The organism is Photobacterium makurazakiensis, assembly GCF_050336715.1.
GTDB classification, from domain to species: domain Bacteria; phylum Pseudomonadota; class Gammaproteobacteria; order Enterobacterales; family Vibrionaceae; genus Photobacterium; species Photobacterium makurazakiensis.
The window spans coordinates 1-26,324 of sequence record NZ_JAKJSJ010000015.1; the positions used below are offsets into that span (position 1 = coordinate 1).

Here is a 26,324-nt window from a genome sequence, read left to right on the forward strand (position 1 = left end):
TCTTAGGTAATATAACGTTTGAGTCACAAGAAGAAATACCAATTCGTGAAAATCGCGTACTCAACGAAGATGAGTTTGTGTGGGCGAATACGGCATGGACATATTTTGAAAATAATTATCAAGAAAATACAGGGCTAGTTAACTCGGTTGATGGTTACCCTTCTACTACGATGTGGGATACCGCATCATATTTAATGGGGCTCTTAGCAGCCGAAAAATTAAATGTGATCAGTAAATCTCAATTTGAGTTACGGATGGAAAAGGCACTTCATACCTTGGCTAGATTACCGCTTATTGATGGTAAGCTTCCTAATAAAGCGTACAACACCCAAACGTTACAAATGGTAGATTATGCTAACCAACCTGTGGAAAATGGTATTGGTTGGTCTGCGATTGATATTGGACGTATTCTTGTACCTCTAAATATTATGGTCTGGCAGTATCCTCAGTTTAATAAACATGTGAACGATGTACTGAACCACTGGGATGTAAGTGTCATGATTAAAGATGGCTACTTATATGGTTCCCGTCCTTCAAAGAAAGATGACGGCATGGAGTTGGTTCAAGAAGGGCGTATCGGCTATGAGGAGTATGCATCTAAAGCTATGTCTTTGATGGGGCGTGATGTATTTAATGCAATGAAATATATCGATTACCTTGAATTGGTGGAAATTGATGGTGTTGATATTCCTACGGATTTACGTGACCCTGCAAGGTTCCATGCACATAACTATGTGGTGAGTGAGTCTTATATTCTTGATAGCTTAGAATTTGGTGCAGATAGCGTGTCGAAAATATTTTCACACCGAGTTTATAAAGCGCAAGAGAATCGCTATAACCGTACTGGCATATTAACCGCAGTGAGTGAGGATAATGTCGATGAAGCTCCTTACTTCGTATACAACACGGTTTTCTCTGATGGTAAAGCGTGGAATGCGATTTCAGATCAGGGCGACGATGCCTCGCATTTGAAAACACTATCGACTAAAGCAGCATTTGGTTGGTATGCACTTTATGATACACCATATACAGGCTTACTTATTGATGATGCAAAAGAATTGTTTTCTGAAGATAAGGGGTGGTATTCAGGTCGTTACGAAGTTGATGGACGAATAAATAAAGCAGTTACAGCAAATACAAATGGTATTGTTCTTGAGTCTTTGGCTTATATCGAAAACGGAGCATTGCTGAGTGTTGGTGATAAGTAAACCGCAACTGTGATAGGGAGTGTCGTATGCGTTATATCATTGTTTGCCTTTTAGGGGTGTTGGCTACCGGTTGCGGTAATAAATACAATAGTTTTTCTGAGGATGTTGTAGAGCGAAAGAATCATTGGTCGACGCCTAAACCTCGTCAGGGGCCATTGACAGAAAAAGAAATGGATATGGCTCGAATTGCCTGGAAGTATTTTGAAAATAACTATCAGGAATCAACCGGGTTAGTAAATGCGGTAAATAACTATCCGTCTGTTACATTGTGGGATACAGCTTCTTATTTAGCTGGCATGGTTAGTGTCTACGAACTAGGCATTATTGAAAAAGAGGAATTTGACCGACGATTTATTCGTCTGTTAACAACCTTAAATACATTGGACTTGTTCCAAAATGAGCTTCCTAACAAGGCTTACAATACTCAGACGGCAGCGAAAGTAGACTATGGTAACCAGCCTGGTGAGATTGGCTATTCAGCCTTAGACCTTGGTCGCTTACTTATTTGGCTTCATATCATAAAGCACCGCTATCCTGAGTATGCAACAGGCATTGATTCTGTCATGCTGCGCTGGAACTATTGTAATGTCATCGATGAAAATGGCACGATGTTTGGGGCGCTGCTTGAAAAAGACAAACCCGTACAGTACTTGCAAGAAGGGCGCTTAGGCTACGAAGAGTATGCGGCGAAAGGCTTTCAACTTTGGGGGTTTGATACAACGCAAGCTTCATTAGCTGAACCTTATAGCACCATTAACTTATATGGCTATGATATTCCTTATGACACTCGTGACCCACGAAAGCTAAAAGCACACAGCTATGTCGTAACAGAAAGCTATGTTCTTGATGGTATTGAACTTGGTTGGGATGAGTTTGACGACCGTTCTCCCCATGATTATAACTATTCGAGTGATTGGATTGCTGAATTTGGCTTGCAAATATACCGCGTACAAGAAGAGCGTTATAAGCGAACGGGTATCATTACTGCGCGTACTGAGCACCAGTTAGCGGGACCACCATATTTCGTGTATGACACTATTTATACTGATGGTTTTGCTTGGAATACCATTTCTGAAACCGGTGATTATTTGCCTCAATTCTCGGCTGTTGCCATTAAAGGTGCAATGGGGATGTGGGTACTATGGGAGACCGAATATACCGATTTATTGTTTGACCACATTTCGCATTTGTATGACCGCGAGAAAGGCTTTTATGAAGGGATCTTCGAAAATGGCACAGGTTTAATTGAGACCTTTACGTCGAACAATAACGGTATTACATTAGAAATTCTATTGTATAAAGCTCAGGGGAAGCTTCTGCAATATCAGGATAACGTAGCGCCAAGCTTATGGGAGAAAGCGTTGGAGTCACCATTTGGCTATGAAGGCCAATGTTTACCGCGGAAAAAACGACAGCAATAAGCTGTTTCTTCTCAGTTAAAAGGATGTAGATGTTGAGAAAAGCGGTAATTGTAGGTTCTGTATTCTACCTCGCATCATGCGGGGTAGTTTATCAGGGGGTACAAAGTGGCATGACAAGCATGAATGAATCGCAAGTTATTCGTCAAGGACGCTATGGCGAGCTGACAGAGCAAGAGCTGGAATGGGCTGAAATTGCGTGGACGTATGTTGAAAACAACACTGATCTTACTACTGGATTAGTGAATTCGATCGACAATTACCCGACAACAAATTTATCTAACCTCGCTGACTACCTTATGGCCTTAATGGCCGCTCAAGAATTTCAATTTATTACCAGCAAAGAGCACGATGAACGCTTGACGCTGATATTAAGCTTTCTAAATGAAATGCCTCTTGGTTTAACAGGGGTTCCGAATAAGGTCTATAGCACAGGTACTGGCCAGATGGTGGATTATACCAATCAACCAGGAGAGCTTGGTTGGTCATCAATAGACATTGGTCGACTATTAATTGTATTGGCAATGACCAAGCAACGAAATCCAGAATTTTCAGAGTATATAGATAAAGCGGTATTACGCTGGAACTTCTGTGAATTAGTGACTGAAGAAGGTGAATTATATGGGGGAGCAATCAATGACGGGCAAGTCCATCGTTTTAAGGAAGGACGCTTAGGCATTGAAGAATATACCGCATATGGTTATCTAGATTGGAAAATCGTACCAGAGAAAGCCATGATGCTTGACCCTTATGAAGTGATCACAATCAATGGTATCGATTTGCTGTTTGATGGACGAGACCCTCGTCATTACGATGTACTCCGGCCAGTTTATAGCACGCCGTATTTGTTGCTGGGTATGGAGTTTAACTGGGACAAAATAAACGATAAGTCGTCCAGTGACTCAGTTCATAGTAATGAGGTGCTTGCCGCTATGGCGGATTCAGTTTATCGCATACAGGAATCACGCTGGGATCAAGACAGAATATATACCGCCCGAGGCGAGCATGTTGTTACGGGAGAACCGTATTTTGTATACGATAGCATTTATGCGCTAGGGACGCCGTGGATCACTATTGCTGAAGATGGTAGCGATCATGACGAAAAAGCACTTGTATCAACACGAGTTGCGTTTCAGATGTGGGCTCTGTGGAAGACAGATTACACTACGCGGTTAATGACTCTAGTCAGAGAGCTCTATGATCCTGATCGTGGTTGGTATGAAGGGCGCTATGAATTAACCAGTAGTTATGAAAAGAGTATTACCCTTCAAACGAATGCAGGGGTGATGGAAGCATTATTGTATAAAGCTAATGGTAAGCTTTATAAACCGCGTGGGGAAAGAGAGTTTCGTGATGTACAGTTCGACTCTCGCTTTTACCACCCAGGAAGGTGCTTAGTGGAGACGTTCCGATGAGAGCAATATGCAGATTTATAATAATCATCGCTTTTGCTTGGCTGCCGGCAATAATCAGCCATGCCGCAACGGTTGATGTGGCTCTGTCGCACTATAGTAAGGCCACTCATTTGGCGAGCCTTGGACGTTATGAGCAAGCATCAGAACAATGGCATCGATTAACCATTATTTTCTTGAGTTCAGAAGCGAAGCTCGGCCGTAAACGGATGTGGCAATATGCGGGTTTATCAGAAGCCTTGGCAGCTGTTGCTGCGGATAAAGCCAATAATGCCGATGCTTATCAATACTGGGCGGATAGTACACGTTATTTGATGACTGGCGGTACGAACTGGGATCAAATGCGCAAGAAACTGCATCGTCGATATGAAAGGGCAAACACCTTGCTATCGACTCAACTACAGGTGGCTGATTTAGCATCAAGTATTGATGCCGAGTGGCAACAAGAACTAACAACATTACAAATTTGGGATGAAAAACTCGGTTTGTACCGATTTAAAAGCCCTAAGCTTGGCCTACAAGATGCAAGAGATTACCAAGTACCATCAAACACCCAATCTGCACCTATACAAAAACCTGTGAATGTTTATCAACCAAGGGCTGGAGGAAAAAAGCTCAGCGGGCTAAATAAAACCTTCAGTAATGAGCAACAATTTGTGCCGGTTGTTGAGCCCACTCTAGAAGCCGTTCCTGACAAAGTAAAAGAGAAAAACTTAGAGCTGACCCAAGGCGCTGAAGCTGAAACACAGAAATTAAGCACTGAGAAAGTGGAGGTAATTGATACGGAGTCTTCTGTTACTCGGCACTTAATTGTAACGGATGCTGGTAGTAAGCTTGATACGGTCCCTGTGATGAGTAAAGGCATTATTATTGCCCCAGATGCTAGGTTAGCAGCAGATGAACAATTAAAGAAAGGCCCGGTTAAAATAGTGAAGGTTGAAGAGGCGGTCATCGAAATAGATGCTATAGAAGTCGGTGCTGAAGACGCTGTCATTGCCACACCGATTGAAGCATTAGAGTTTGACGAACAGGCAGTTGTTCCAGTAACGACGGCTGAGGCAATTGCTGATCCTTTAGATGAAAAAGAAACTACAAAGCTTAATGAATCCAATACAACCATTATCCCTCGGGCAAACCTTGATAGCTCAGATAGCCGTGGTGTTGAAGCGATACAAAGAAGAAGTTTTGCACCAGTTACAGAAGGCCAGAATTAAAAGGTATCAAGTTTATATTCCCCCCTTAACGCATAGATTATATACCTCTACTTTTATTAGTCCTGTATATACCGCTACTTTATGATCTCATATAACACAAGCAGTGTGATGCAGGTATAAACATATGAAATCTGTTGTGTAATTTTTTTGTCTTTATTACCCCTATTACTATGATTAACTTAAGCCCCGTTGTTGTTGTGGGCGAGTGTTTAAAGGAGTTAGTCAGAAGGAATAGGCAATGACAGCATCAGAGAAAATTGTACAAAAGGCTTTGACTGAAGCAAGTGATTACTTTGATTTAACCGATTCAAGTCATCAAAAAAGGCTGCTAGCGTTAGCCAATACGCTTTATTGCCTAAAGGATATCCCAACCAGTTTTTATCAAGAGTTACTTTCATCTAAGCCCCAGCCTCTAGAGTTTCGTCTTGCGGTAAAATTAGTGGAGTCTCGCCGCTATATTTTGAAGTTGAATCAACCATTAACGGTTGGTGTTGTCTTCGCTATGTGGGGCGAACATAATCGACTAAATGAAAAAACAGTTTCGAATCCAAATGGTGAAGATTCATTAAAGGCCAAAATTAACCAGTTAAATTGGGTTACTCAAGGAACTGCCGTTGATTGGCATTTATATCCTGTTGATGACGGCTGCCCGCATGGTAGTGCTGAAATTTCTGAAAGTATTTTAAGTGATCACCCCGATAAGGATAAAGTAACAGTATTGCGTTTGGCTGATGCTTTACCCACTCAAGTTGGCCCTTTAGCTAATTTAGCTAATGCTGATGAATCCCGTAAGGGTGGCGCAATTATTTATGGTTGTCAGAAAGCCCTTGAAGATCGTGTCGACTGTGTCGCTTATACCGATGCTGATAACTCAGTTCACCTTGGTCAATTAGGGTTACTACTCAAACCGTATGTTAATGATAATGCAAAGGTTGTCCTCGGTAATCGTAAACACCCAGATTCAATTTTAATTAAGCAGGAAGAGCGTTGGGGGGTTGGAATTAAAACATTACGACATATGCAGCGAATGCTAGGTCGAGCGATTTTTTCTAATGGTATTAAAGACACCCAAGCTGCATTCAAGCTTTATGATAAAGAGGTAATTAAAGCCATTCTTGCTGCACCATCGGTATATGACTTTTCTTTTGATACCGATTGGATTTTTGCTGCAATGAAAGGTGATTTTGAATTGCAGACGGTGCCTTTTGCTTTTATTGACTCTGCGGCAGAATCCGCATCGATTGTTCAAGGCCCAATGACTACGTGGTATACCTTGCTAAGTGGGTTAGCAAAAGCCGCGCAAGACCGCGACATTGATCATAATGCGCATATGGCAACGGTTTTCGAGAAGCAAATCAAAAGCCATGAAGACTTGGAGCTAATCATCAATACTTTGCCGCCAGAGTTGGTTGATGTTGAAGATGCCCAATTAGGCGATCCGCTAATATTGTCACCCACACAACTAGAAACGTGGTTAATAGAAATGAAACAGCTGCAAGCAGAAACAGTTTAATAGCTTTTCCACGATAAAGTTAAAATGACAATGTAGGAAAAAGATAAAGATGATAAAACGCGTAGATATTCTCTACGCGTTTTTGCTCTGAGTGATAACTATAATCGATAAATTAATCTGGAAATAAAAGATCATTATATTCTGTAGCTTCAATGTCAGAAAAACGGTCTTCAAGGCACTGCCTTTGTTCTGAATCACAGTAAACTTTATTGCTTAACGAGTAACGTGTAGTGTCAAAATTATCACTGCCTACATCATTGATGATTTTCATCATTTTATCTTGCGCCTCTTGGCCTAAGTACTCTTTAGTAAATGCCATAGAAATACCATAACTATCGACACAAAACCCTGCTTTATCGTCGCAAATAACACCATCATCAGGTGAGTATACATGTTCAGATAATGAAACTTGTGCTTGCACAAGGCCATAACTGAGAAAAAATAACACGTGCAAGATAAGCAGTAAGGCAATTCTCATAATGTAACCAGTTAGCCGATTGTTGATGCTGTTAAGGATAGTGTTTCTTTGACAAGCGAATGTAACCTTTCAGAGAAAAGATGATCGTATTTGGGCTATTCAGATAGGGATTCAGGTGTTTGCTCGATAGTGAGCCAATTCCAAAATCGAACATCATATAAGCTTAGTAATATCAAAAGAAAGGATAGAGCAATGAACTGGTATTTATATGTACTTAAAAAGTACGCGGTGTTTACTGGGCGGGCGCGCAGACAAGAGTATTGGTACTTTATATTAATTAATATGCTTATTAGCTTTGCGCTTCAGATGATAAATCAATGGTTTATTAATCCAGCAGATTCAGGTGGGGGTGTGTTGGGGGTTATCTATTCGCTAGCAGTATTAGTACCGACACTGGCTGTTAGTGTTCGACGTTTGCATGATACAGGCAAGAAGGGCTGGTGGTTATTATTGGGCTTAATTCCGGTTATTGGTGTGCTGGTTTTGATTTTCTTTTTTATACAAGACAGTGAAGTGAGTAGTAATGCGTATGGTCCAAACCCTAAACATGAAGGATCAGTACACATGAGCATTTAGTATTCCTTGCCAGTGAAGTTACTTGGATAACATTCTGAGTATTTAAAATAAGAAAGCATTCTTATTTATGAGAATAGAGACAGATTCTTTCATCTAATAATGACATCCATCAGTTCATTATACTCTTACCAAACATAGGCATACACTTTATATCTGCATAATCCCACATAAAAAGACATATCATTCACTCTTCTACACTTAATCAGGTAATTATACATATGTGCCTTATCGGTGATGCTATACCGAGATTAAGGCTGTTTTAAGTTGGCTAATAAAATTTATAAGATGCTACAGATTGTCTTGGAGTATCAGAATGAAAATTAACAAGATAACACTTACCTTGCTAGCTGTGTTTATTGGCTTTTCCACTCAAGGCTTAGCTTCTGGTAAATACGACAAAGATGACGATGAGTCGTATTACAGTGGGCAGGGTACTAACAGTGGCAAAGGTAACAGCGGTAAAGGTCATAAGTACGGCTATGGCTCGTATGATGAGTATGAGAATGATGATAGCTACGGTGATAGTAGTGATTCTGATTATTCAAGCTCAGGTGGTGATGGCTACGGCAACAGTGGTGGCTCGGATTATTCACAGTCAGATGATGGCTATGGCTACGGTAACAGCGGTGGCTCGGATTATTCAAGTTCAGGTGGTGATGGCTACGGTAACAGTGGTGGTTCGGGTTATTCACACTCAGGTGGTGGTGGCTACGGTGATAGTGGTGACTCGGATTATTCACACTCAGGTGGTGGCTACGGTGATAGTGGTGGCTCGGATTATTCACACTCAGGTGGTGGCTACGGGAATAGTGACGATTCAGATTACTCTCACTCAGACGATAGCTATGGCGATGAAGAAGATACCAGTAAACGTCTGGCAGTAAGGCTTATTGGTTCTGGTGATATGTATGAAGGAGAAGTGCCAGATATTGATGGTGATAAATACCCTGATCCCGCGATTTGTTTTGATGTTGATGTACAGAACATTGCTGATGGTGAGGTGATTGGTAGCGCAACGGACTGTTTATCAGAAGTCACCCCCGATGGCGAGGGACTAAAGTTAATTGGTACAACTTTCTTTTACTTACCTGATGGTCTAGTCGTGACTAGAGGCTTAACGACGGTTCAGCCTGTATTGCAAGATACGGTTACCCCTGAGGGTCAGAGTATTACTCATATTACAGGTGCTTCAAGTGATCAAAACAGTGTAATTAAAACCAGTGGTGATTATTGGTGGCATAAAGGGACAGCACGACTATCAGGTATGGTAGATATGTCAGGCTTTGGTGGTGGAGTCGGTGATCCTATTTACTTCGACTGCTTGTTCATTATTGATCTGGAGAAAATGAAAAAGCCAACCTATTGGAAAAATTGGTATCGTCATCATTACTATAAAGACCGTCGTTATGATGACAGAAAAGATGACAACAAACAGTACGATAGATATGAAAGTTATTCATCGAAATCTGATGACGGGCATTCCTATCAATCGTCTACTAGCACCCACTACTACTCTAGCTCTTCAAACTCTTCGGGTTACTAGTCTCTGAAATGTTAAAAATAAAACCCAGAGGATACCTCTGGGTTTTATTGTTTTAATAGTAATTAGTTAAGCTTTTGCAAACTTATAAGTACGGTAGCCACCAATGAGGTTACGCGCCTTATAGCCATTATTGACTAACTGGCGATAGGCTACGTTACCGCGTAATCCAACCTGGCAGTAAATAACAATTTCTTTGTCTTTAGGTAGCTCGTTCATACGATCACGTAGCTGATCGACTGGGATGTTGATAGCACCTTCGAGATAGCCGACAGTTTTTAGTTCACCGGGGTTACGAACATCAAGCAGTAACTGATTGTCGGTTAAGTCATCAATTTCATCGAAATGAATGGGGGTTGAGTCGCCTTTGATGATGTTATTTGCCACAAATGCAGCTTGGTTTATTACATCTTTAGCACTACCGAAAGGCGGTGCATAGGTTAGCTCAAGATGCTGAAGCTGTTCGATGGTCATTCCTGCGCGCTGGGCCACAGCCATGATATCAATTCGTTTATCGACACCGTCTTTACCTGCTGCTTGTGCACCTAAAATTTTGCCGCTCTCAGGATCAAACAGCAACTTGAAAGAGACGACTTCAGCGCCTGGGTAGTAACTTGCGTGGCTCGCAGTATGCACGTATGCCTTTTCATAGCGGATATTGTCGCGTTTTAGCTGCTTTTCGTTTTTACCGGTTGAGGCAATGGCAAAATCAAATACTTTGCATATTGCTGTACCCTGAGTGCCTTGGTAGCTTTCGCTGCGCCCCAACATATTATCAGCAGCCATCCGGCCCTGGCGGTTAGCTGGGCCAGCTAACGGTACCAGTGTTTGCTCACCTGTAACGAAGTCTTTTTCTTCAATCGCATCACCAACAGCATAGATTGAAGGATCATTGGTTTGCATGAATTCGTTGGTTTGAATCCCCCCAAGCTCACCAATTTTTAAACCTGCTTCAACGGCAAGTTTTGTTTCAGGGCGAACACCAATCGCCATGATAAGCATTCCTGTATCTAATGTGTCGCCGTTATTGAGCGTTAGAGTCAAGCTTTGTTGATCTGAGTTATGCAGCACAGACTCTAGAGCAATATTTAAATGAAGATCAACACCTTTGTCTTTGATCTCTTGATGGATAAAGCCTGCCATCTCACGATCAACCGGAGTCATGATTTGATCCGCCATTTCAATCAGTGACGTATTGATCCCCAGCTGGTGGAATGCTTCCATCATTTCGAGCCCAATAAAACCGCCACCAACCACTGTGACATGTTTGGGTTTATTGATCTCAATGGTTTTGATGATCTTGTCCATATCCGGAATGTTGCGCAGGGAATGGGTTAACGGGTTGTTGATGCCTGCAATATTAGGAATGATTGGCGCAGCGCCAGGGCTTAGCAGTAGAAAGTCATAGCTTTCTTGGTATTCACTGTTATCGAGCGTATTTCTTACAGTGACACTTTTCTTTTCACGGTCAACCCCTATAACTTCATTCATTACACGAACGTCGACGTTAAATCGAGCAAGAAAGCTGGCTGGGGTCTGTAGAAGTAACTTACTGCGATCCTGAATATCGCCACCAATGTGGTATGGCAGTCCGCAGTTGGCAAATGACACAAATTCACCACGCTCAAACATGATAATTTCAGCATCTTCGCTTAAACGTCTCGCTCTTGCTGCCGCAGACGCTCCACCTGCCACGCCACCAACTATCAGAATCTTTGTCATCATTATCTCCATTAACCTCAGAAAAGAGGGATTCCACGATTTGTAATCTCAGCATTGTATCTGAATACGATAAAAGATTAAATTAGAGTAAGCTAATTTAATCTTTGCTTAATTAGTGTTGACTAAATTTTATTATTTAGTAACCTCTAATATATAGACAGTTGAACGGGTAAAGGAAATGATGAGTTTTAGTATTCCATGGGATGCATTATTTGGTGGGATGCTGCTGGGTATTTCAGCGGTTTTATTATTGGTGATGAATGGGCGAATTGCGGGGATAAGCGGCATCGTATCGGGCTTACTCACACCGAAGAACGGCGAGACAAACTGGCGGGTTTTGTTTGTGATAGGCATGGTGATTAGTGGTGCTATCGCGCCATTTATCGGCTTTGATGTACCAGAAATACTGCCTGTTTCGTCTTGGTTTTGGGTCGCAATTGCTGGTTTGTTGGTTGGGATAGGGAGCAAACTTGGTAATGGTTGCACAAGTGGGCATGGGATCTGCGGCATGGGAAGGCTATCAACGCGTTCTATTGCTGCAACTTGTACCTTTATGGCTGTTGCAATGCTAACGGTTTTTGTTCGTTTACATTTAATTTAAAAAGGCAAAAACATCATGGCATCAAAAATTATTGCACTGATTTCTGGATTACTTTTTGGTTTAGGAATGATGGTGTCAGGCATGGTTGACCCACATCGCGTGATTGGCTTTCTTGATATTGCAGGCAATTGGGACMCAAGCTTGGCGTTTGTAATGGGTGGAGCGTTAGCCGTATTTATGCCTTCCTATTTTCTTTTTATCAAACCGAGGGAAAAGCCTATCTGTGAAGCTGAATTCAAAGTGGCGACCCATAGTTTAATTGATAAACCGTTAGTGATTGGTGCTGGGCTTTTCGGTTTGGGCTGGGGCATTGCTGGTATTTGCCCTGGACCTGCTGTTACCTCGGTATCTGGATTGAATCCTTCAATGCTCGTATTTATTGTTGCAATGCTTATAGGTATGTTTGCTGCAGACATGATTAAAAAGAAACGAGAATAAGCATTTAGCATTAATTGTTGTGACAGTAACAAGGGCACGTAATGTGCCCATTGCTTGATTTAATATTGTGACTATTAATTAAACCACTGTAATGAGTGGCTTAACGTTGTCACGCTGCCGATAACTATCAATGCAGGGCTAGCCGCAGTACTGGCGAGTTCTGGTAGTGTTGCTAAGTTACCCGTTAATACACGTTGTTCTGGGCGGGTACCATTTTCTATAATTGCGCATGGAGTATCGGGCGCTAAACCATGCGTGATGAGTTTGTCACTGATGTGGCCGCTCTGCTTAAGCCCCATGTAGAACACTAGCGTATTATTTGATTGTGCTAGAGAAGTCCACTCGATTTCGCGTCCGTCTTTTTGGACGTGACCAGTAATAAATTGTACGCTTTGTGCGTGGTCGCGATGTGTTAGAGGGATACCAGCATAAGCCGTTGCCCCAGCAGCTGCAGTTATACCCGGAACGACGTCGAATTTAATTCCGTGCTTAGCTAGCTCTTCTAGTTCTTCGCCGCCACGGCCAAAAATAAATGAGTCGCCACCTTTTAGGCGAACAACACGTTTCCCTTCTTTTGCTTTATCGACAAGAATTTGGTTAATTTGCTCTTGCGGCACGCAGTGAAAGTCTAATTTTTTTCCGACATAAATCATCTCAGCCGACTTATCTGCCAGTGCTAATATGTCTTTAGAAACCAGTCGGTCGTAGACCACAACGTTAGCAGCTTGGATAACTTTTAAGCCCTTTACTGTCAATAAATCTGGGTCACCAGGGCCGGCACCGACAAGTGAAACAAAGCCGTTGTTTAACGATGTGTGATTGGTAGTCATGGCAACGCCTATTTATTCAAATTTGGATATAAAGAGTCAAACTGAGCAAACTATCTTAATGAGTTATCACTTTTTATAGCCAAAAAATACCATAGCTGGTGAATGTGAAATTGGCCCCCACACATAGTGTATGGGGCCCAAAAGGTGATTAATTTGTGCTTAATGCTGGTTCTGCATTAACGTCGATATCATTTTCTACGTCAATAGCAGGGGCTGTTTTGGCGTGAGTTAGGTACAAAGGAACACACGTAAATAAAAGACCACCAACGAGGTTACCAAGGATGGTTGGAATAAGATTAAAATTCAACCAAGTTGCGATACTGAAATCAGCGCCTAGCATCATACCAAGTGGGAATAGGAACATGTTGACGACAGCATGTTCAAAAACAAGTGCGAAGAAAATGAAGATTGGTAACCACATAGCAGCAATTTTCCCAGCGACACTGCGTGCAGTCATGTTACCAATAACACCTAAACAAACCATCAGGTTACAAAGAATGCCTTTAACGAAGACTGTGATCCAGCCATTCATCCCATGCTCAGCGTAACCTACTGTACGTGCTGTTGCGGCTTTAATAAATGTTTGGCCTACAGCCCCTGGCTCAGCACTGAAGTTCATCGTGAATGTTAGTGCAACAAGGAAAGCAACAATGAGAGAGCCAATAAGATTACCTAAACCGACATAGCCCCAGCAACGTAGGATTCGGCCCCAAGTAATGCCTTTGCGGTTTTCAAATTTAGCCAGCGGTGCAAGGCCGAAAACGCCTGTAACAAGGTCGTAACCCATCAGGCTTAGAATGCAAAACCCGACAGGGAAGACGAGTGCACCAGCAATGCCGACACCAGTTTGTGTGATTGTTGTAATCGCTACTACTACGGCTAGAGAAAGAATAATACCCGCCATCGTGCCACGTAAAATTAGGTCACGCGTAGATGTACGTACTTTCGCTTCGCCGGTATTTATCATCGTCTGGACGAATTCAGCAGGTTTGGAGTAAGACATAATGATCCTTATTGTCTAAAGTTTAAAATTAAAAGTTAAGATTAAATAGTCAAAGGCTCCCTGAGCGTCACCTTCTTTCCCCTACAAAAATCCAGTGCAGGACAGGAAGCCTTTTAGCTATTAAATCTCGTGCCTAATTATCTTAAACAGCCACTTCCACTTGTTCGCCAGTAACGCGCACTTTGAAAGCTTTGATATTGAAACGCTCATCTTCCATGCATACACCTGTCGTTAGGTTAAAGCGTTGTTTTTTTAGCGGGCTGGCGACCCAAAGCTCACCTTGATGCTCGCAGATCATGCCACGTGATAACACATTCGAACGGGCAAATGGGTCCATATTGTTAATCGCAAAAAGCACTTCATTTGCAGAAGGGCGGAATATTGCGACTTGTTCGCCATTTACAAGTGCACATACGCCTGTACCTGGAATGATGTCATCGAGTTGACAAACTGAAGTCCACTGACTCATACGGTTTCCTCCAGTGAGATATTGTAGATAGGGGCTTTTTCGTCAGCTGTCGCCGGACGGTGCTGGTCTCGTTCAGAGACAAAGACGACGTTATTATCACGTTGATCTGAGTTGATGAAGTGACTGAAACGCTTCAACTGTGCTTCGCTATCAAGTGTGGTTGTCCACTCACACTGGTAGCTTGCGATCAGTTTGTTGATATCCGTTTCTAGTTGCTGGTTAATACCCAGTTTATCGCTGACAATCACCTCACGGAGGTAGTCGATACCACCGTCTAGGTTCTCAAGCCATACAGAAGTACGCTGAAGCTTATCTGCAGTACGCACATAGAACATTAGGTAACGGTCGATGTATTTGATAAGCGTCGCTTTATCAAGATCGGCTGCAAGCAGTTCGGCATGACGAGGTTTCATACCACCGTTGCCACCCACATACATATTCCAACCAGCATCTGTTGCAATGATACCTAAATCTTTGCCTTGTGCCTCGGCGCACTCGCGCGTACAGCCCGACACACCGAATTTCATTTTGTGTGGAGTACGAATGCCTTTATAGCGGTTTTCAAGCTCGACACCCAAGCCAACACTGTCTTGAACACCGTATCGACACCAAGTGCTGCCGACACAGGTTTTTGCCATTCGTAGTGCTTTCGCATAGGCTTGGCCCGTTTCGAAACCAGCATTGATAAGCTTGTTCCAAATCGCTGGAAGATCATCTTTTTGTGCACCAAATAAACCAATACGCTGGGCACCGGTGATTTTAGTGTAAAGATTATAATCACTTGCCACTTCAGCGACGGCTTTTAAGCCTTCCGGCGTAACTTCACCGCCAGCCATACGTGGAATCACAGAGTAGGTGCCGTCTTTTTGCATATTGCCAAGGAAGATATCATTGGTATCTTGCAACGGTGTATTCTGAGGCGTTAATACGTAATCGTTCCAGCTCGAAGCAAGTACAGAGCCGACAGCGGGTTTACACACTTCACAGCCGTATCCTTTCCCGTATTTTTCTAATAACTCGTCGAAAGATTTAATTTCCTCTACACGAATTAAATGGAAAAGCTCCTGACGAGAGTACTCGAAGTGCTCACAAAGGTGGTTATTAACCTCAATTCCAGCTTTTGCCAACTCGGCATTCAGTACTTGCGTAATAAGAGGTAGACAACCACCACAACCAGTACCAGCACCTGTTATTGATTTAATTTCGCCCAGTGTTGTGTTGCCATCTGCAACCGCGGTGGCAATTTTTCCTTTAGTCACATCAAAACAGGAACAGATCACAGCAGTGTCAGGCAGTGAATCTGCGCCCATGGCTGGTTTTTCGGCTCCAGCATGAGCAGGTAAAATTAGCGTATCTGGGTGCTTTGGTAGCTCAATATTGTTGAGTTTTAGCTGAAGCAGATTACCGTAGTCAGACGTGTCGCCAACTAGCACTGCGCCAAGTAGCTGCTTACCGTCTTCTGATACGATAATACGCTTATAGACTTCTTCGTTTTCATCGAGGTACACATAACTTTTACAGTTTGGGGTACGACCATTGGCATCACCGATACTCCCCACTTTAACGCCAAGCAGTTTCAGCTTAGCGCTCATATCAGCCCCTTCAAATTGGTTTTGCTCACCAATCAAATGGCTAACGGCAACTTGTGCCATCTTGTAACCTGGAGCGACAAGGCCATAGAACATTTCATTCCAAGACGCACACTCACCAATGGCATAGACATCAGGATCAGAAGTGATGCAGCTATTATTAATTGCGATACCGCCACGTCGGCCTGTGGCTAGGCCACATTGCATTGCTAACTTGTCTTGCGGACGAATGCCAGTAGAAAATACGATGAAGTCGACTTCAAGTGATGTGCCATCAGTAAAGTTCATGGTATTACGCGCTGTTTCACCAGAAGCGACAATTTCCGTGGTGTTTTTGCTGGTGTGAACTTTAACACCGAGTGTTTCTATTTTTTTTCTAAGCTGCTCGCCACCTTGAGGGTCAAGCTGTTCAGCCATTAATACGGGGGCAAACTCAATAACATGGGTTTCAACACCAAGGGCTTTCAGAGCACCGGCTGCTTCAAGGCCGAGCAGACCACCACCAACGACAACACCACTTTTGCTACGTTTTGCTGTTGCTTCAATGGCTTTTAAATCTTCGATGGTACGGTAAACAAAACAGTCTTTGCCTTCATTACCTTTGATTGGTGGGACCCAAGGGTATGAGCCAGTTGCCATGATGAGTTTATCGTAATGAACTTCACGGCCAGAGCTAGAGTGGATAATCTTTTGTGCTCTGTTAATGGTAATGGCACGTTCGCCGAGGAGGACATTAATACCGTGTTTTTCATAGAAGCCTTCTTTTACTAGAGAAAGCTCATCAGCAGTATGGTGGGAGAAGTAGGAAGAGAGGTGAACACGGTCATAGGCGACCCTAGGTTCTTCACAAAAAACGGTGACTTCGAAATTATCTAAGTCAGCTCTATCGACAAGTTCCTCGAGATAGCGATGACCCACCATGCCGTTGCCAATTACAGCCAATCTGACTTTGCTCATAAGATCCTCTAGTAACAAAGCGGTAATTATTTCGAGCAGTGTAATAATTCAGAATGTAATTAAATATGATGTAAATCAATTGCCACTTTAAATACCACCTAAGTGGTACCCAATAAAATAATCAATAGCTTAGGCTGGATCTTGTTAATAACCACTGGTTTCATATGAAGAAATATTACAAAGAGATGAATGGCTTGTATAAATGTATGCGATTGGTTTGAGGGGGATAAATGCTTAACTTAACAATATTTATATTCTTCGTGCTGCCTATAAATCTAAAAATATAAATAATATGTTAAATCAGTTGTTTACGGGCGGTATTTTACATTGCTCTGACATTGGGATTTTAGGGTAACCGGGCGTCTGAACGTTGTTGAATAAACCTACGGAACCCATAATGAATAAAAATAAATTATCTCTATGTTTCATTCCTGTGCTTGCAGGAGCACTTACCGCTTGTATTGATGAAGATGAGTCGACATCGGATACAAGTCAGTATGTTTTATATAACCTTAGTGATGTGACTTATCCTAATGACCTATTACTTAGCGATAGTGACGGAACATTAGAGCTGCCAGTCGAATCACTCGGTGAAACTATTGACTATCGTGATTATGAAAATGTGTATGGCGCACTTGATGGGTGGTCAACAGGTTATCCAATTGTAATACCGCTATCAGGGCCCGAAGGGGGAGTGAATACGGCAACACTGACTGAAAAAACATATATCTTAAATGTTGATTCTGGTGAGTTGCTTATTCCAAATGAAGACTTTGTTGTTGATGTAACAGAAGAGGGCGATATCCGTGTTTTACCAAAGAAGGTATTACCCGAATCCACCACTTTTATCCTAGCGCTGTCTAACGGCATTACAGATAGTGCCGGTACACCGCTTAAACGTTCAATTAGCTACCAAAGCATATTGAATGGTGACAACCTCAACCATGCATTAGGTGACAATGCTGTTAGCCAAATTCAGAGCAACCATTCATTGCTTGAAGTGGCAGGTGTGGCTGATGAAATTGTATATAGTACGCGCTTTACGACTCAGAGTATTTATCCGGTGATGGATGCTGCAATGAACAACATCCCTGAGCAAGCGTTGGAAAATGTTGAGGTTCTTCTTGATGATGCTGGCGCTGATGTTTGGACCTATAAAGCAACGATTACAGTACCGTATTACCTTGAAATGCCTAATAGTTCAAATTGTGAAGTAGCTGCTTTATATACCGAAAACTCAGAAGATTACCGAGTGATAGAGGCGGATAAAATTGACTACTGTGAACCGTTATACAGCTGGTGGCAAGATGGTAGCGGACAGTTTGTTCATGGCTCAAATCCTGAGCCGATAGCGCAAAGTGAGCAAGATATCCCTGTTATTATCTATGCACCCAATGGTTGGGATCCTAGTCAATTTAGGAAATTACCTGCATCAATTTTTGTACATGGTATTACGGGGTGGAAAGAATCGGCGCAAACCATGGCGAAAAGTGTTACAGACACAAACCGTTTAGTCATTGCAATTGATCAGCCGCTTCATGGCGAACGTGGCGTTGATTTAAATGGTGATGGGATACTTGATATTACAACGACAAGTACCGAAGAGAATGAAGATAAATCGGTTTATTTAAACCTATTAAGTCCGTTGACCCTGCGAGATAACCAGCGTCAGGCAGTGATTGATCAGCTTAGCCTACGTAAGGCATTGAACAGCACAGGTTACGTTGACAGTTCAGATATTAGTTTGATTGGGCATTCACTAGGGGGAATCATATCAACCATGGTCAGTGATTTATCACAAAAGGATGCAGAGTTTGAATTTTCTACTGTGAGCCTTGTTGTACCCGGAATGCACTTAACTGATCTTGTAATGAATTCGCCTCTACTTGGTGGTGACGTTGCTAATGAGATCAAGAAATCAAGTGATATCCAGCTTGCGGTTGCTGGTATTATCGGAGTGTATGATGATGAGCTACATACTAAGGTAGAGGGTTTGAATGCCCTGTTCCAATATAAGCTTGAAAGTGAAGCAAACCGTCAGCAAGTTAATGAGCTAGAAACGATGTTCTATGAAATGGTGACCAAAGACATGTTCCCAGCAGTCCAAACTGCGGTGGATGCGGGTGATCCAGCAAACTTTATTCAGCGTCAATTTGAAAATAAAGAGCAGCCAATCTTATTGATTGAAGCGGCTGGGACTTGTGACTATTACAAGCCAGAGACTTGCGAAGAAGGCGTGGATTACATACCTGATAATGTTGTGGTAAATACTGTTCCAGATAAACCATTAGTTGGCACTGAGCCATTGATTGAGCATTTGGCGCTAACAGGTATTTCTACTAATACGGTAGTTCCTGAAGATGAAGTGATACGTGGCGTTGTTCGAGCTAAACATGGCGGCCATGGTACTTATCTGTTCCCGTATGAAGGGCCAGTAATTTACACAGATCCGCTTTACCCTGAAGGTCGACCAATGACATTGGGTGATGTCGGTTTTATGAAACATATTGGTGATATTGAAGATTCGATGAGAATGCAACAAAAGGCAATTGTCAGCTTCATTTCTTCTGGTGGTAAAACGGTTGAAATTGAAGACAGTAGTATTGTGCATTAATCACAAAATTCACTAAAACTGTTTAGCGATAGGGCTTGAAGTAATCAAGTTAATGATTATCTCTTGCAACTCATCATTATTTTGGTAAAACAAGATAATGATGAGTTCAATGGAGGCAGGGATGACTGCAACAGCAAAGTCAGTGGCCGAAAAGCTTTTAAGCCCAGCAATTTTAGAGCAAGTAAAGAAACAAGGTGCCTTAAATGCACTTGAAGCTGTTTATAGTAAAGCACGCTCTGCGCGATTCACTCGAGTGAAGTGGGGTGTGAATTTTTATGACGGCATTCAATTTGATGATGGCAGTACCATAAGCGTCTATCCTTCTTCGTTTAACAAGCTCACATTAATGGCGTCAAAAATAGATTTTGCATAAGTTATCGATATAAGCCCCATATCGTTATCAACAAGTTATCTCGCTTACATACCTAATTAAAGCCCTTTGAACTTTACTCCACCGAGTTCAAAGGGCTTACTTTTTTCTGATGGAATACTTACAGAAATATAACCCAATAAAAATGGAATCATACATTTCATTTTTGGTTGTTGATGTAAGGGCTCTTGCCATATAAGTTGCTCCATGACCAAACAAAATCAGGGCAATCAATGGATGTTTGCTTTACTAACAGGGAAATATCGTTTTTTGGAGTACGATAAATGAACATTCAACTTGTCGGGCATAACCAGCCTGCTCAAAATGATGTGCGAATGCACGTCAGTGCAACCCCGCACCTGCAAACTCAGTTTTCTCGCTTCCAGTCTTTCGGCTTTATTGCTGCATATCGATTTAGTACCTCTCGCGATTAATTGCGCTATTGCCCCTTGCGGTGATATGGCATTGAAATAAGAACTAAATACTTTTTATCTATTGGCTACTAGCTTAGCTAGCTGCGGATAGACACGACCTTTGAGAAAATATTGTGAATTTAAAGCTACTTGGAAGCTCTCTAATTATTGCAGGTACAGCACTTGGTGCTGGTATGTTGGCTATTCCTATGGTGTTAGCGCAGTTTGGCCTTATGTGGGGCACGCTGCTAATGCTGGTGATTTGGTTAGGCACTACCTATGCCGCGTTGCTATTACTTGAAGCAAGTATAAAAGCCGGTGGCGGCCTTGGTATGAACACCATTGCGAGAAAGACTCTAGGCAAAGGCGGGCAGATTGTTACGAATGGCCTCTTGTACGCATTACTTGTTTGTTTACTGATGGCTTATATCATTGGTGCTGGCGACTTAGTGATGAAGATGCTATCAAGCATCGGCCTTGAGTTAAGTATGATGCAAAGCCAAATTGCCTTTACATTGCTCGCAGGCCTTGTGGTCGCGGCTGGTACTGCCGTTATTGATAAGTTGAATCGCGCACTCTTTGCGGTAATGGTTGTGATGCTGTTACTTACGTTAGTGTCTCTTGTTCCAACGATTACGATGGACAACCTGTTGGTTGCGACAAGTGACAGTAAAATTGATTTGATTAAAACGAGTTCGGTATTATTTACTAGCTTTGGTTTTATGGTCGTTATTCCCTCACTTGTTACCTACAACAAAGAAGCGACACATAAGCAATTACGCAACATGGTTGTCGTAGGCTCATTAATCCCATTATTTAGCTACCTATTATGGTTATATGCTGCGATGGGGAATTTGAGTGCAGAGCAAATGGTTGATTTCTCAAGTGTTTCTGACCTTATTGCGGTTCTAGGTGCAAACCACAGCATGATCAATGTAGTCTTGTCTGTGTTTACGGGCTTAGCACTACTGACCTCATTCTTGGGTGTGGCAATGGCACTCTTCGACCAAAACGCTGATACGTTTAAACAAAAGCGTGCTGTAACGTATTGTTTGACCTTTATTTTACCGTTAGTTGGAGCGCTTGCTGCTGCAGACCAATTTCTTTCAGTATTGGGCTACGCTGGTATTATTCTTGTGTTCTTGGCTGTGTTTATTCCGATGGCGATGATCATGAAGCTACGTGGTGATAAGCAATATGATGATAATGCTGTTGTTGATGTAACAGGTGCGGTATATCAAGCAGGCGGTGGACAATTAGCAATGGGGCTAAGCTTTTTGTTTGGTTGCTTCTTGCTGGCTGCAGAGCTTATCTAAGGCGTAATATTAGATACAGAAAAAGGCGTTTACCAGTAAAGGTGAACGCCTTTTTTTATGCCTAAGCATATCGGAGCTAGGCTCCTGTGGTTTGGAGTTGCAACTTGCGACCAAACAAAATTGCGGGAGAAATCTTATGCGACCAAACAAAGATCTCAAACTGCTCTGGAGTACTATTAGCGTACTTGTTTAAAGTACGTAGGGAATAGAATGAAGCAGTGTTTCCAATGGCATTGATAATACAAAGTTTCTTTTCTATGAGCTAGCATAGGGCGAAATACGGTGACTCGTGAAATTGGAGGGGTTGTAAAGTTATATGTACACCTGAGTTTTGATAGGACAATATCATACCTTCTTCGGTAAATAAGCATTCAATAACCGTACTTTTAGCTGTCGCACATCAAGGCGTATAGTTAAGGTAATGGTTCAGCGAGTGGGATGGGATAGCATGTTTTGGGCTACTGCAGAAGAGGTAAGTGAATCTGCGCTGCAAGTAGGCGCGTTGATGCCTATAGCGACAGACGCTGAAGAGGTCGAAGAAGAGGGAGTTTGTTACCTCACTCATGTACTTACTCCTAACGCAAAGAAAAAACCAATTGCAGAACAAACGATCGCCAAAAAAATAATCGCAAGAAATATGAAGGCCAATCCATTTTTACCTTATGAGCAAGCATTGTTCGTTGCAGAGGCCGGTAGCGAGCATGTTTGCTTATTAAATAAGTTTCCTGTGCTTTCTCCGCACTTACTGATATGCAGTAAAGAGTTTGTACCTCAGTCTTCACTATTAAACCAAGCTGATTTTGATTCATGGTTACTAGGATTCACAGAGCCAGATGTATTTGGGTTTTTTAATAGTGGCCCTGTTGCCGGAGCCAGTCAGCTTCATCGTCACATGCAGCTAGTTAGAACACCTATACCGTTGAATACTATCATTAGTGAGGGGAGCTTCCCTTTCAGTCATTGCGTATTTCCGATAGACAATCATCACTTAGCAGCCGAATACCTTTATGACTATTACCATGACGCGATTGATGCCCTCGGACTAGGCAAAGGTAGAGGAGGAGAGCTATCGCCATATAACCTGCTGTTAAGCCGTAACTGGATGGTCGTCATACCTAGAACGAAGAATAATATTCAAGGTGTTTTTTCGAATGGGTTTAATTATAGCGGGCGTTTTTTAGTGAAAAGTGTTGAGCATCAACAATGGTTAATACGGTATGGCTTGATGAACTATTTAAAGGAATGTGCAAGAGGATAGAGGAATAAAAAATAACCCCAACAATTTACATTGTTGGGGTTAGTATCAGTTAAAGGCTAGGGAAGAATTACTTCTTCTCGTTAGCTGCTTTAACGTCTGCAATAACCTGCTCAGAAACGTTAGCAGGACATGGTGCGTAGTGTGCGAACTCCATAGAGAACTGACCACGACCAGAAGTCATTGTACGTAGGTGACCGATGTAACCAAACATTTCTGAAAGTGGTACGTCAGCTTTAATACGTGAACCAGTTAGACCAGCCATCTGATCTTTGATCATGCCACGACGACGGTTAAGGTCACCGATAACATCACCAACGTGATCTTCAGGAGTGAACACGTCTACAGCCATGATAGGCTCAAGAAGTTGTGCACCCGCTTTAGGCATAGACTGACGGAATGCGCCTTTCGCTGCGATTTCAAATGCTACTGCAGATGAATCGACTGCGTGGAAGCCACCGTCTAGAAGTTCGATTTCAACGTCAAGAACAGGGAAACCAGCAAGAACACCAGTATCCATCATGCCCTTGAAGCCTTTCTCGATTGCAGGCCAGAATTCTTTAGGAACGTTACCGCCCACAACAGAAGACTTGAATGAGAAACCAGAACCAACTTCGCCCGGCTTCATCACGTAGTCGATCTTACCGAATTGACCAGAACCACCAGACTGTTTCTTGTGCGTGTAGCTATCTTCAACAGGCTTAGTGATAGTTTCACGGTAAGCAACTTGAGGAGCACCAACAACTAGGTCAACACCGTAAGTACGCTTAAGGATGTCAACTTTGATGTCTAGGTGAAGCTCACCCATACCTTTAAGGATGGTTTCGCCAGTTTCTTCGTCAGTTTCAACTTGGAAAGATGGATCTTCTGCAACCATTTTACCGATCGCGATACCCATTTTCTCAGAACCGCCTTTGTCTTTCGGCGTAACAGCAATCGAGATTACTGGAGTTGGGAAGATCATTGCTTCAAGCGTACATTCGTGTTTCTGATCACATAGCGTGTGACCAGTCTGAACGTTCTTCATACCTACAACAGCGATGATGTCACCAGCTTGTGCAGATGTTAGTTCGTTACGCTCATCAGCTTGCATCTCAACCATACGGCCGATACGTTCAGTCTTACCAGTTGCACTGTTAAGAATGGTATCGCCTTTGTTCAGTTTACCTGAGTAGATACGGATGAAAGTAAGTGCACCGAAACGGTCGTCCATAATTTTGAACGCAAGCGCTTTTAGTGGCTCATCAACAGATACAGTAGCAACGTCGCCAGTTGGCTCGCCAGTTTCTGGATCAGTTAGTGGCTGTGGGTCAACTTCTGTTGGAGACGGTAGGTAGTCAACAACAGCGTCAAGGATAAGCTGCATACCTTTGTTTTTGAATGCAGAACCACAGTAAGTAGGGAAGAAATCACAAGTACGAGTACCTTTACGGATACAAGCTTTGATTTGTTCGATGGTAGGCTCTTCACCTTCCATGTACGATTCCATTAGGTCATCGTCTTGCTCAACAGCAGTTTCGATCAACTCTTCACGGTACGCTTCTACGTCATCAACCATATCCGCAGGGATTTCTTTGATTTCGTAGTTTTCAGGAAGACCAGTGTCATCCCAAACGTATGCTTGACGGCTTAGTACGTCAACAACACCAACGAAGTCATCTTCGCGACCGATTGGAAGAGTCATAACTAGAGGTACAGCACCTAGTACTTTTTTGATTTGATCAACAACGCTGAAGAAATCTGCACCCATACGGTCTAGTTTGTTTACGAAAATGATTCGAGCTACTTCTGAATCATTCGCGTAACGCCAGTTAGTTTCTGACTGAGGCTCAACACCACCAGAACCACAGAATACACCGATACCGCCATCAAGTACTTTAAGAGAACGGTAAACTTCTACTGTGAAGTCAACGTGTCCCGGAGTATCGATAACGTTAAAACGGTGGTTGTCCCAGAAACAGCTTACTGCTGCTGACTGGATAGTTATTCCGCGCTCAGCTTCCTGTTCCATGAAGTCAGTCGTAGACTCACCATCGTGAACTTCACCAGTTTTGTGGATTTTACCAGTAAGCTTAAGGATACGCTCAGTAGTTGTGGTTTTACCCGCATCAACGTGCGCGAAAATACCAATGTTTCTGTATTTAGATAAATCTGTCATTGTTTTTCTCTATCAACAATTACGGTCACATGTTAGGGCGGGAGTATATCACTGATTCAAACAAAGATTACATAGCCCATGCACTATAAAATACACATTTGCCTGTTTTTGCTTCGCCTTTTCTTCATTTCCATACCAAATGCTCAATAAAACCACAGGGGCATCAGGCTATTAAGAGAATTTACGGAAAAATAGCGAGTACATGGACGTTTATTTGCACAGCTAATTTTCATCTTTTCTACTTTAAGCCTTCAGATCTTGAGGATTCGATTAACGTTTAACAAAAAGGAAGACTGAAATCGGACTAAGTCTAGTCTGCTTAAAGAGCTCATTCCACCGATGACGGCAATTTTCCCATCGCAGCGGTGGCAACTATTACCGCTATCGCAAAATATGGTAAAGGCAGAGTGTACACTTTGTTTAAGCCAAGGATAAATCACGTTGCCATTGGGGTGAAGATGCAGGAATGTTTGGTATGCATATGTTCACTGTACATATAGATAAGGATATTTATAACGGATTAGATTGAACTGTATGAGTAGCGATCATGTGCAACATGTTAACTACTATTAATAGAGAGGCAAATGAACTGAGCGTTAGTCGTCGGTTCTAAACGGAATAATGCGGCATGTTGCGTATTATCCCGTTCTATTTGGGAAAGAGCGAGGTATGGTCGTGCCACTATTTGTGGTTAGAAAAATTTTCACCCTTCGCCATGCGATCATAAAGAATAACATTCACAGCCGCTGCAAGGTTCATACAACCTGTGGTCGGCACATAAATGGTTTCACGGCAAAACTCGGTGATCTCTTTTTTCAGCGTGTTGTCTTCTGGGCCAAAAATATAGAAAGCGCGTTTAGGGTGCTTGTAATCGGGTAATGGTTTAGCCCCTTCAATCAAGTCCACGGCTACTGGCACACAGTCATGGGGAATAATGTCTTTCAGGTCTTGCACACCAATTAATGGAATATCGAGGCAAACATTTTTAGTATCGGTACAGAATTTTTTGGCAAGGTCGTAGCGAGTCCCTGTGTAAAAAACAGAATTAACGCCATAACAGCCAGCTGCGCGCATTACCGAACCGACGTTCTCAGGGGTTTTGGGATTGAAAAGCCCCACACAGGAGTAACCTTTGCTCATATCGTGTACATCTTGAAAGTTAAAAATGAAGCGGGATTATACGGATTTTTATGGGGATTTGCAGAGATTTGTCAACCTAATAAGTCGGAA

The 26,324-nt window shown here is 42.5% G+C and carries 22 protein-coding genes; 14 read left to right on the forward strand and 8 right to left on the reverse strand.

The window, feature by feature from the left end; genetic code table 11:
- The 5 genes from L4D09_RS07265 to L4D09_RS07285 all read left to right on the forward strand — a co-directional run.
- The coding region (locus L4D09_RS07265; RefSeq protein WP_428456826.1) for a DUF3131 domain-containing protein at positions 1-1,208 on the forward strand (1,208 nt) is incomplete at its 5' end.
- A gap of 26 nt (positions 1,209-1,234) precedes the next feature.
- On the forward strand, positions 1,235-2,629 hold the full coding sequence (locus L4D09_RS07270; RefSeq protein WP_428456827.1) for a DUF3131 domain-containing protein: 1,395 nt from the start codon (positions 1,235-1,237) through the stop codon (positions 2,627-2,629).
- Between the two features lie 29 nt (positions 2,630-2,658).
- Positions 2,659-4,041, forward strand: coding sequence for a DUF3131 domain-containing protein (locus L4D09_RS07275; RefSeq protein ID WP_428456828.1), 1,383 nt, complete (start codon positions 2,659-2,661; stop codon positions 4,039-4,041).
- Entirely contained in the window at positions 4,038-5,252 is a 1,215-nt protein-coding gene (locus L4D09_RS07280; protein ID WP_428456829.1) for a hypothetical protein, read from the forward strand. The genes L4D09_RS07275 and L4D09_RS07280 overlap by 4 nt, the downstream gene beginning before the upstream one ends.
- 238 nt (positions 5,253-5,490) lie before the next feature.
- A complete protein-coding gene (locus L4D09_RS07285; protein WP_428456830.1) occupies positions 5,491-6,765 on the forward strand; it encodes a glycosyltransferase in 1,275 nt (424 codons plus the stop codon).
- A 112-nt stretch (positions 6,766-6,877) separates the two neighbouring features.
- On the opposite strand, the gene L4D09_RS07290 is transcribed toward L4D09_RS07285, so the two are convergent.
- Positions 6,878-7,243, reverse strand: coding sequence for a YcgJ family protein (locus tag L4D09_RS07290; protein ID WP_428456831.1), 366 nt, complete (start codon positions 7,241-7,243; stop codon positions 6,878-6,880).
- Positions 7,244-7,435: 192 nt separating this feature from the next.
- Here L4D09_RS07290 and L4D09_RS07295 point away from each other — a divergent pair, with 192 nt between their 5' ends.
- Positions 7,436-7,819 (forward strand): DUF805 domain-containing protein, encoded by a 384-nt coding sequence (locus tag L4D09_RS07295; RefSeq protein ID WP_428456832.1) that lies wholly within the window; start codon positions 7,436-7,438, stop codon positions 7,817-7,819.
- A gap of 313 nt (positions 7,820-8,132) precedes the next feature.
- Complete coding sequence (locus L4D09_RS07300) at positions 8,133-9,362, forward strand: hypothetical protein (RefSeq protein WP_428456833.1); 1,230 nt, start codon at positions 8,133-8,135, stop codon at positions 9,360-9,362.
- Between the two features lie 66 nt (positions 9,363-9,428).
- On the opposite strand, the gene L4D09_RS07305 is transcribed toward L4D09_RS07300, so the two are convergent.
- A complete protein-coding gene (locus L4D09_RS07305; RefSeq protein ID WP_428456834.1) occupies positions 9,429-11,081 on the reverse strand; it encodes an FAD-dependent oxidoreductase in 1,653 nt (550 codons plus the stop codon).
- Positions 11,082-11,262: 181 nt separating this feature from the next.
- On the opposite strand from L4D09_RS07305, the gene L4D09_RS07310 reads away from it, so the two are divergent.
- Together L4D09_RS07310 and L4D09_RS07315 are read left to right on the forward strand one after the other, a co-directional pair.
- Positions 11,263-11,682, forward strand: a complete 420-nt coding sequence (locus L4D09_RS07310; RefSeq protein ID WP_428456924.1) for a YeeE/YedE family protein — start codon at positions 11,263-11,265, stop codon at positions 11,680-11,682.
- Positions 11,683-11,697: 15 nt separating this feature from the next.
- On the forward strand, positions 11,698-12,120 hold the full coding sequence (locus L4D09_RS07315; RefSeq protein WP_428456835.1) for a DUF6691 family protein: 423 nt from the start codon (positions 11,698-11,700) through the stop codon (positions 12,118-12,120).
- 74 nt (positions 12,121-12,194) lie between these two features.
- Here the strand turns inward: L4D09_RS07315 and cobA are convergent, their stop codons facing one another.
- From cobA to nirB, 4 genes are all read right to left on the reverse strand, one after another.
- Positions 12,195-12,950, reverse strand: a complete 756-nt coding sequence (gene cobA / locus L4D09_RS07320; RefSeq protein ID WP_428456836.1) for a uroporphyrinogen-III C-methyltransferase — start codon at positions 12,948-12,950, stop codon at positions 12,195-12,197.
- A 148-nt stretch (positions 12,951-13,098) separates the two neighbouring features.
- A complete protein-coding gene (locus L4D09_RS07325) occupies positions 13,099-13,953 on the reverse strand; it encodes a formate/nitrite transporter family protein (protein WP_428456837.1) in 855 nt (284 codons plus the stop codon).
- Between the two features lie 142 nt (positions 13,954-14,095).
- Positions 14,096-14,422: a nitrite reductase small subunit NirD gene (nirD, locus tag L4D09_RS07330; RefSeq protein WP_428456838.1), complete on the reverse strand. Its 327-nt coding sequence runs from the start codon at positions 14,420-14,422 to the stop codon at positions 14,096-14,098.
- Entirely contained in the window at positions 14,419-16,968 is a 2,550-nt protein-coding gene (nirB, locus tag L4D09_RS07335) for a nitrite reductase large subunit NirB (RefSeq protein ID WP_428456839.1), read from the reverse strand. The genes nirD and nirB overlap by 4 nt, the downstream gene beginning before the upstream one ends.
- Before the next feature lie 397 nt (positions 16,969-17,365).
- Between nirB and L4D09_RS07340 the strand changes: the two genes are divergently transcribed.
- From L4D09_RS07340 to L4D09_RS07360, 5 genes are all read left to right on the forward strand, one after another.
- A complete protein-coding gene (locus L4D09_RS07340; RefSeq protein WP_428456840.1) occupies positions 17,366-19,582 on the forward strand; it encodes a hypothetical protein in 2,217 nt (738 codons plus the stop codon).
- Positions 19,583-19,703: 121 nt separating this feature from the next.
- Positions 19,704-19,955 (forward strand): hypothetical protein, encoded by a 252-nt coding sequence (locus L4D09_RS07345; RefSeq protein WP_428456841.1) that lies wholly within the window; start codon positions 19,704-19,706, stop codon positions 19,953-19,955.
- A 281-nt stretch (positions 19,956-20,236) separates the two neighbouring features.
- Positions 20,237-20,386: a hypothetical protein gene (locus L4D09_RS07350; RefSeq protein ID WP_428456842.1), complete on the forward strand. Its 150-nt coding sequence runs from the start codon at positions 20,237-20,239 to the stop codon at positions 20,384-20,386.
- 113 nt (positions 20,387-20,499) lie between these two features.
- Complete coding sequence (locus tag L4D09_RS07355; RefSeq protein ID WP_428456843.1) at positions 20,500-21,681, forward strand: amino acid permease; 1,182 nt, start codon at positions 20,500-20,502, stop codon at positions 21,679-21,681.
- 448 nt (positions 21,682-22,129) lie between these two features.
- Positions 22,130-22,939, forward strand: a complete 810-nt coding sequence (locus tag L4D09_RS07360; protein WP_428456844.1) for an ATP adenylyltransferase family protein — start codon at positions 22,130-22,132, stop codon at positions 22,937-22,939.
- Between the two features lie 67 nt (positions 22,940-23,006).
- Here the strand turns inward: L4D09_RS07360 and fusA are convergent, their stop codons facing one another.
- Positions 23,007-25,094, reverse strand: coding sequence for an elongation factor G (gene fusA / locus L4D09_RS07365; RefSeq protein WP_428456845.1), 2,088 nt, complete (start codon positions 25,092-25,094; stop codon positions 23,007-23,009).
- Positions 25,095-25,775: 681 nt separating this feature from the next.
- Positions 25,776-26,234 (reverse strand): RNA methyltransferase, encoded by a 459-nt coding sequence (locus L4D09_RS07370; RefSeq protein WP_428456846.1) that lies wholly within the window; start codon positions 26,232-26,234, stop codon positions 25,776-25,778.
- Between the last annotated feature and the right edge of the window lie 90 nt (positions 26,235-26,324).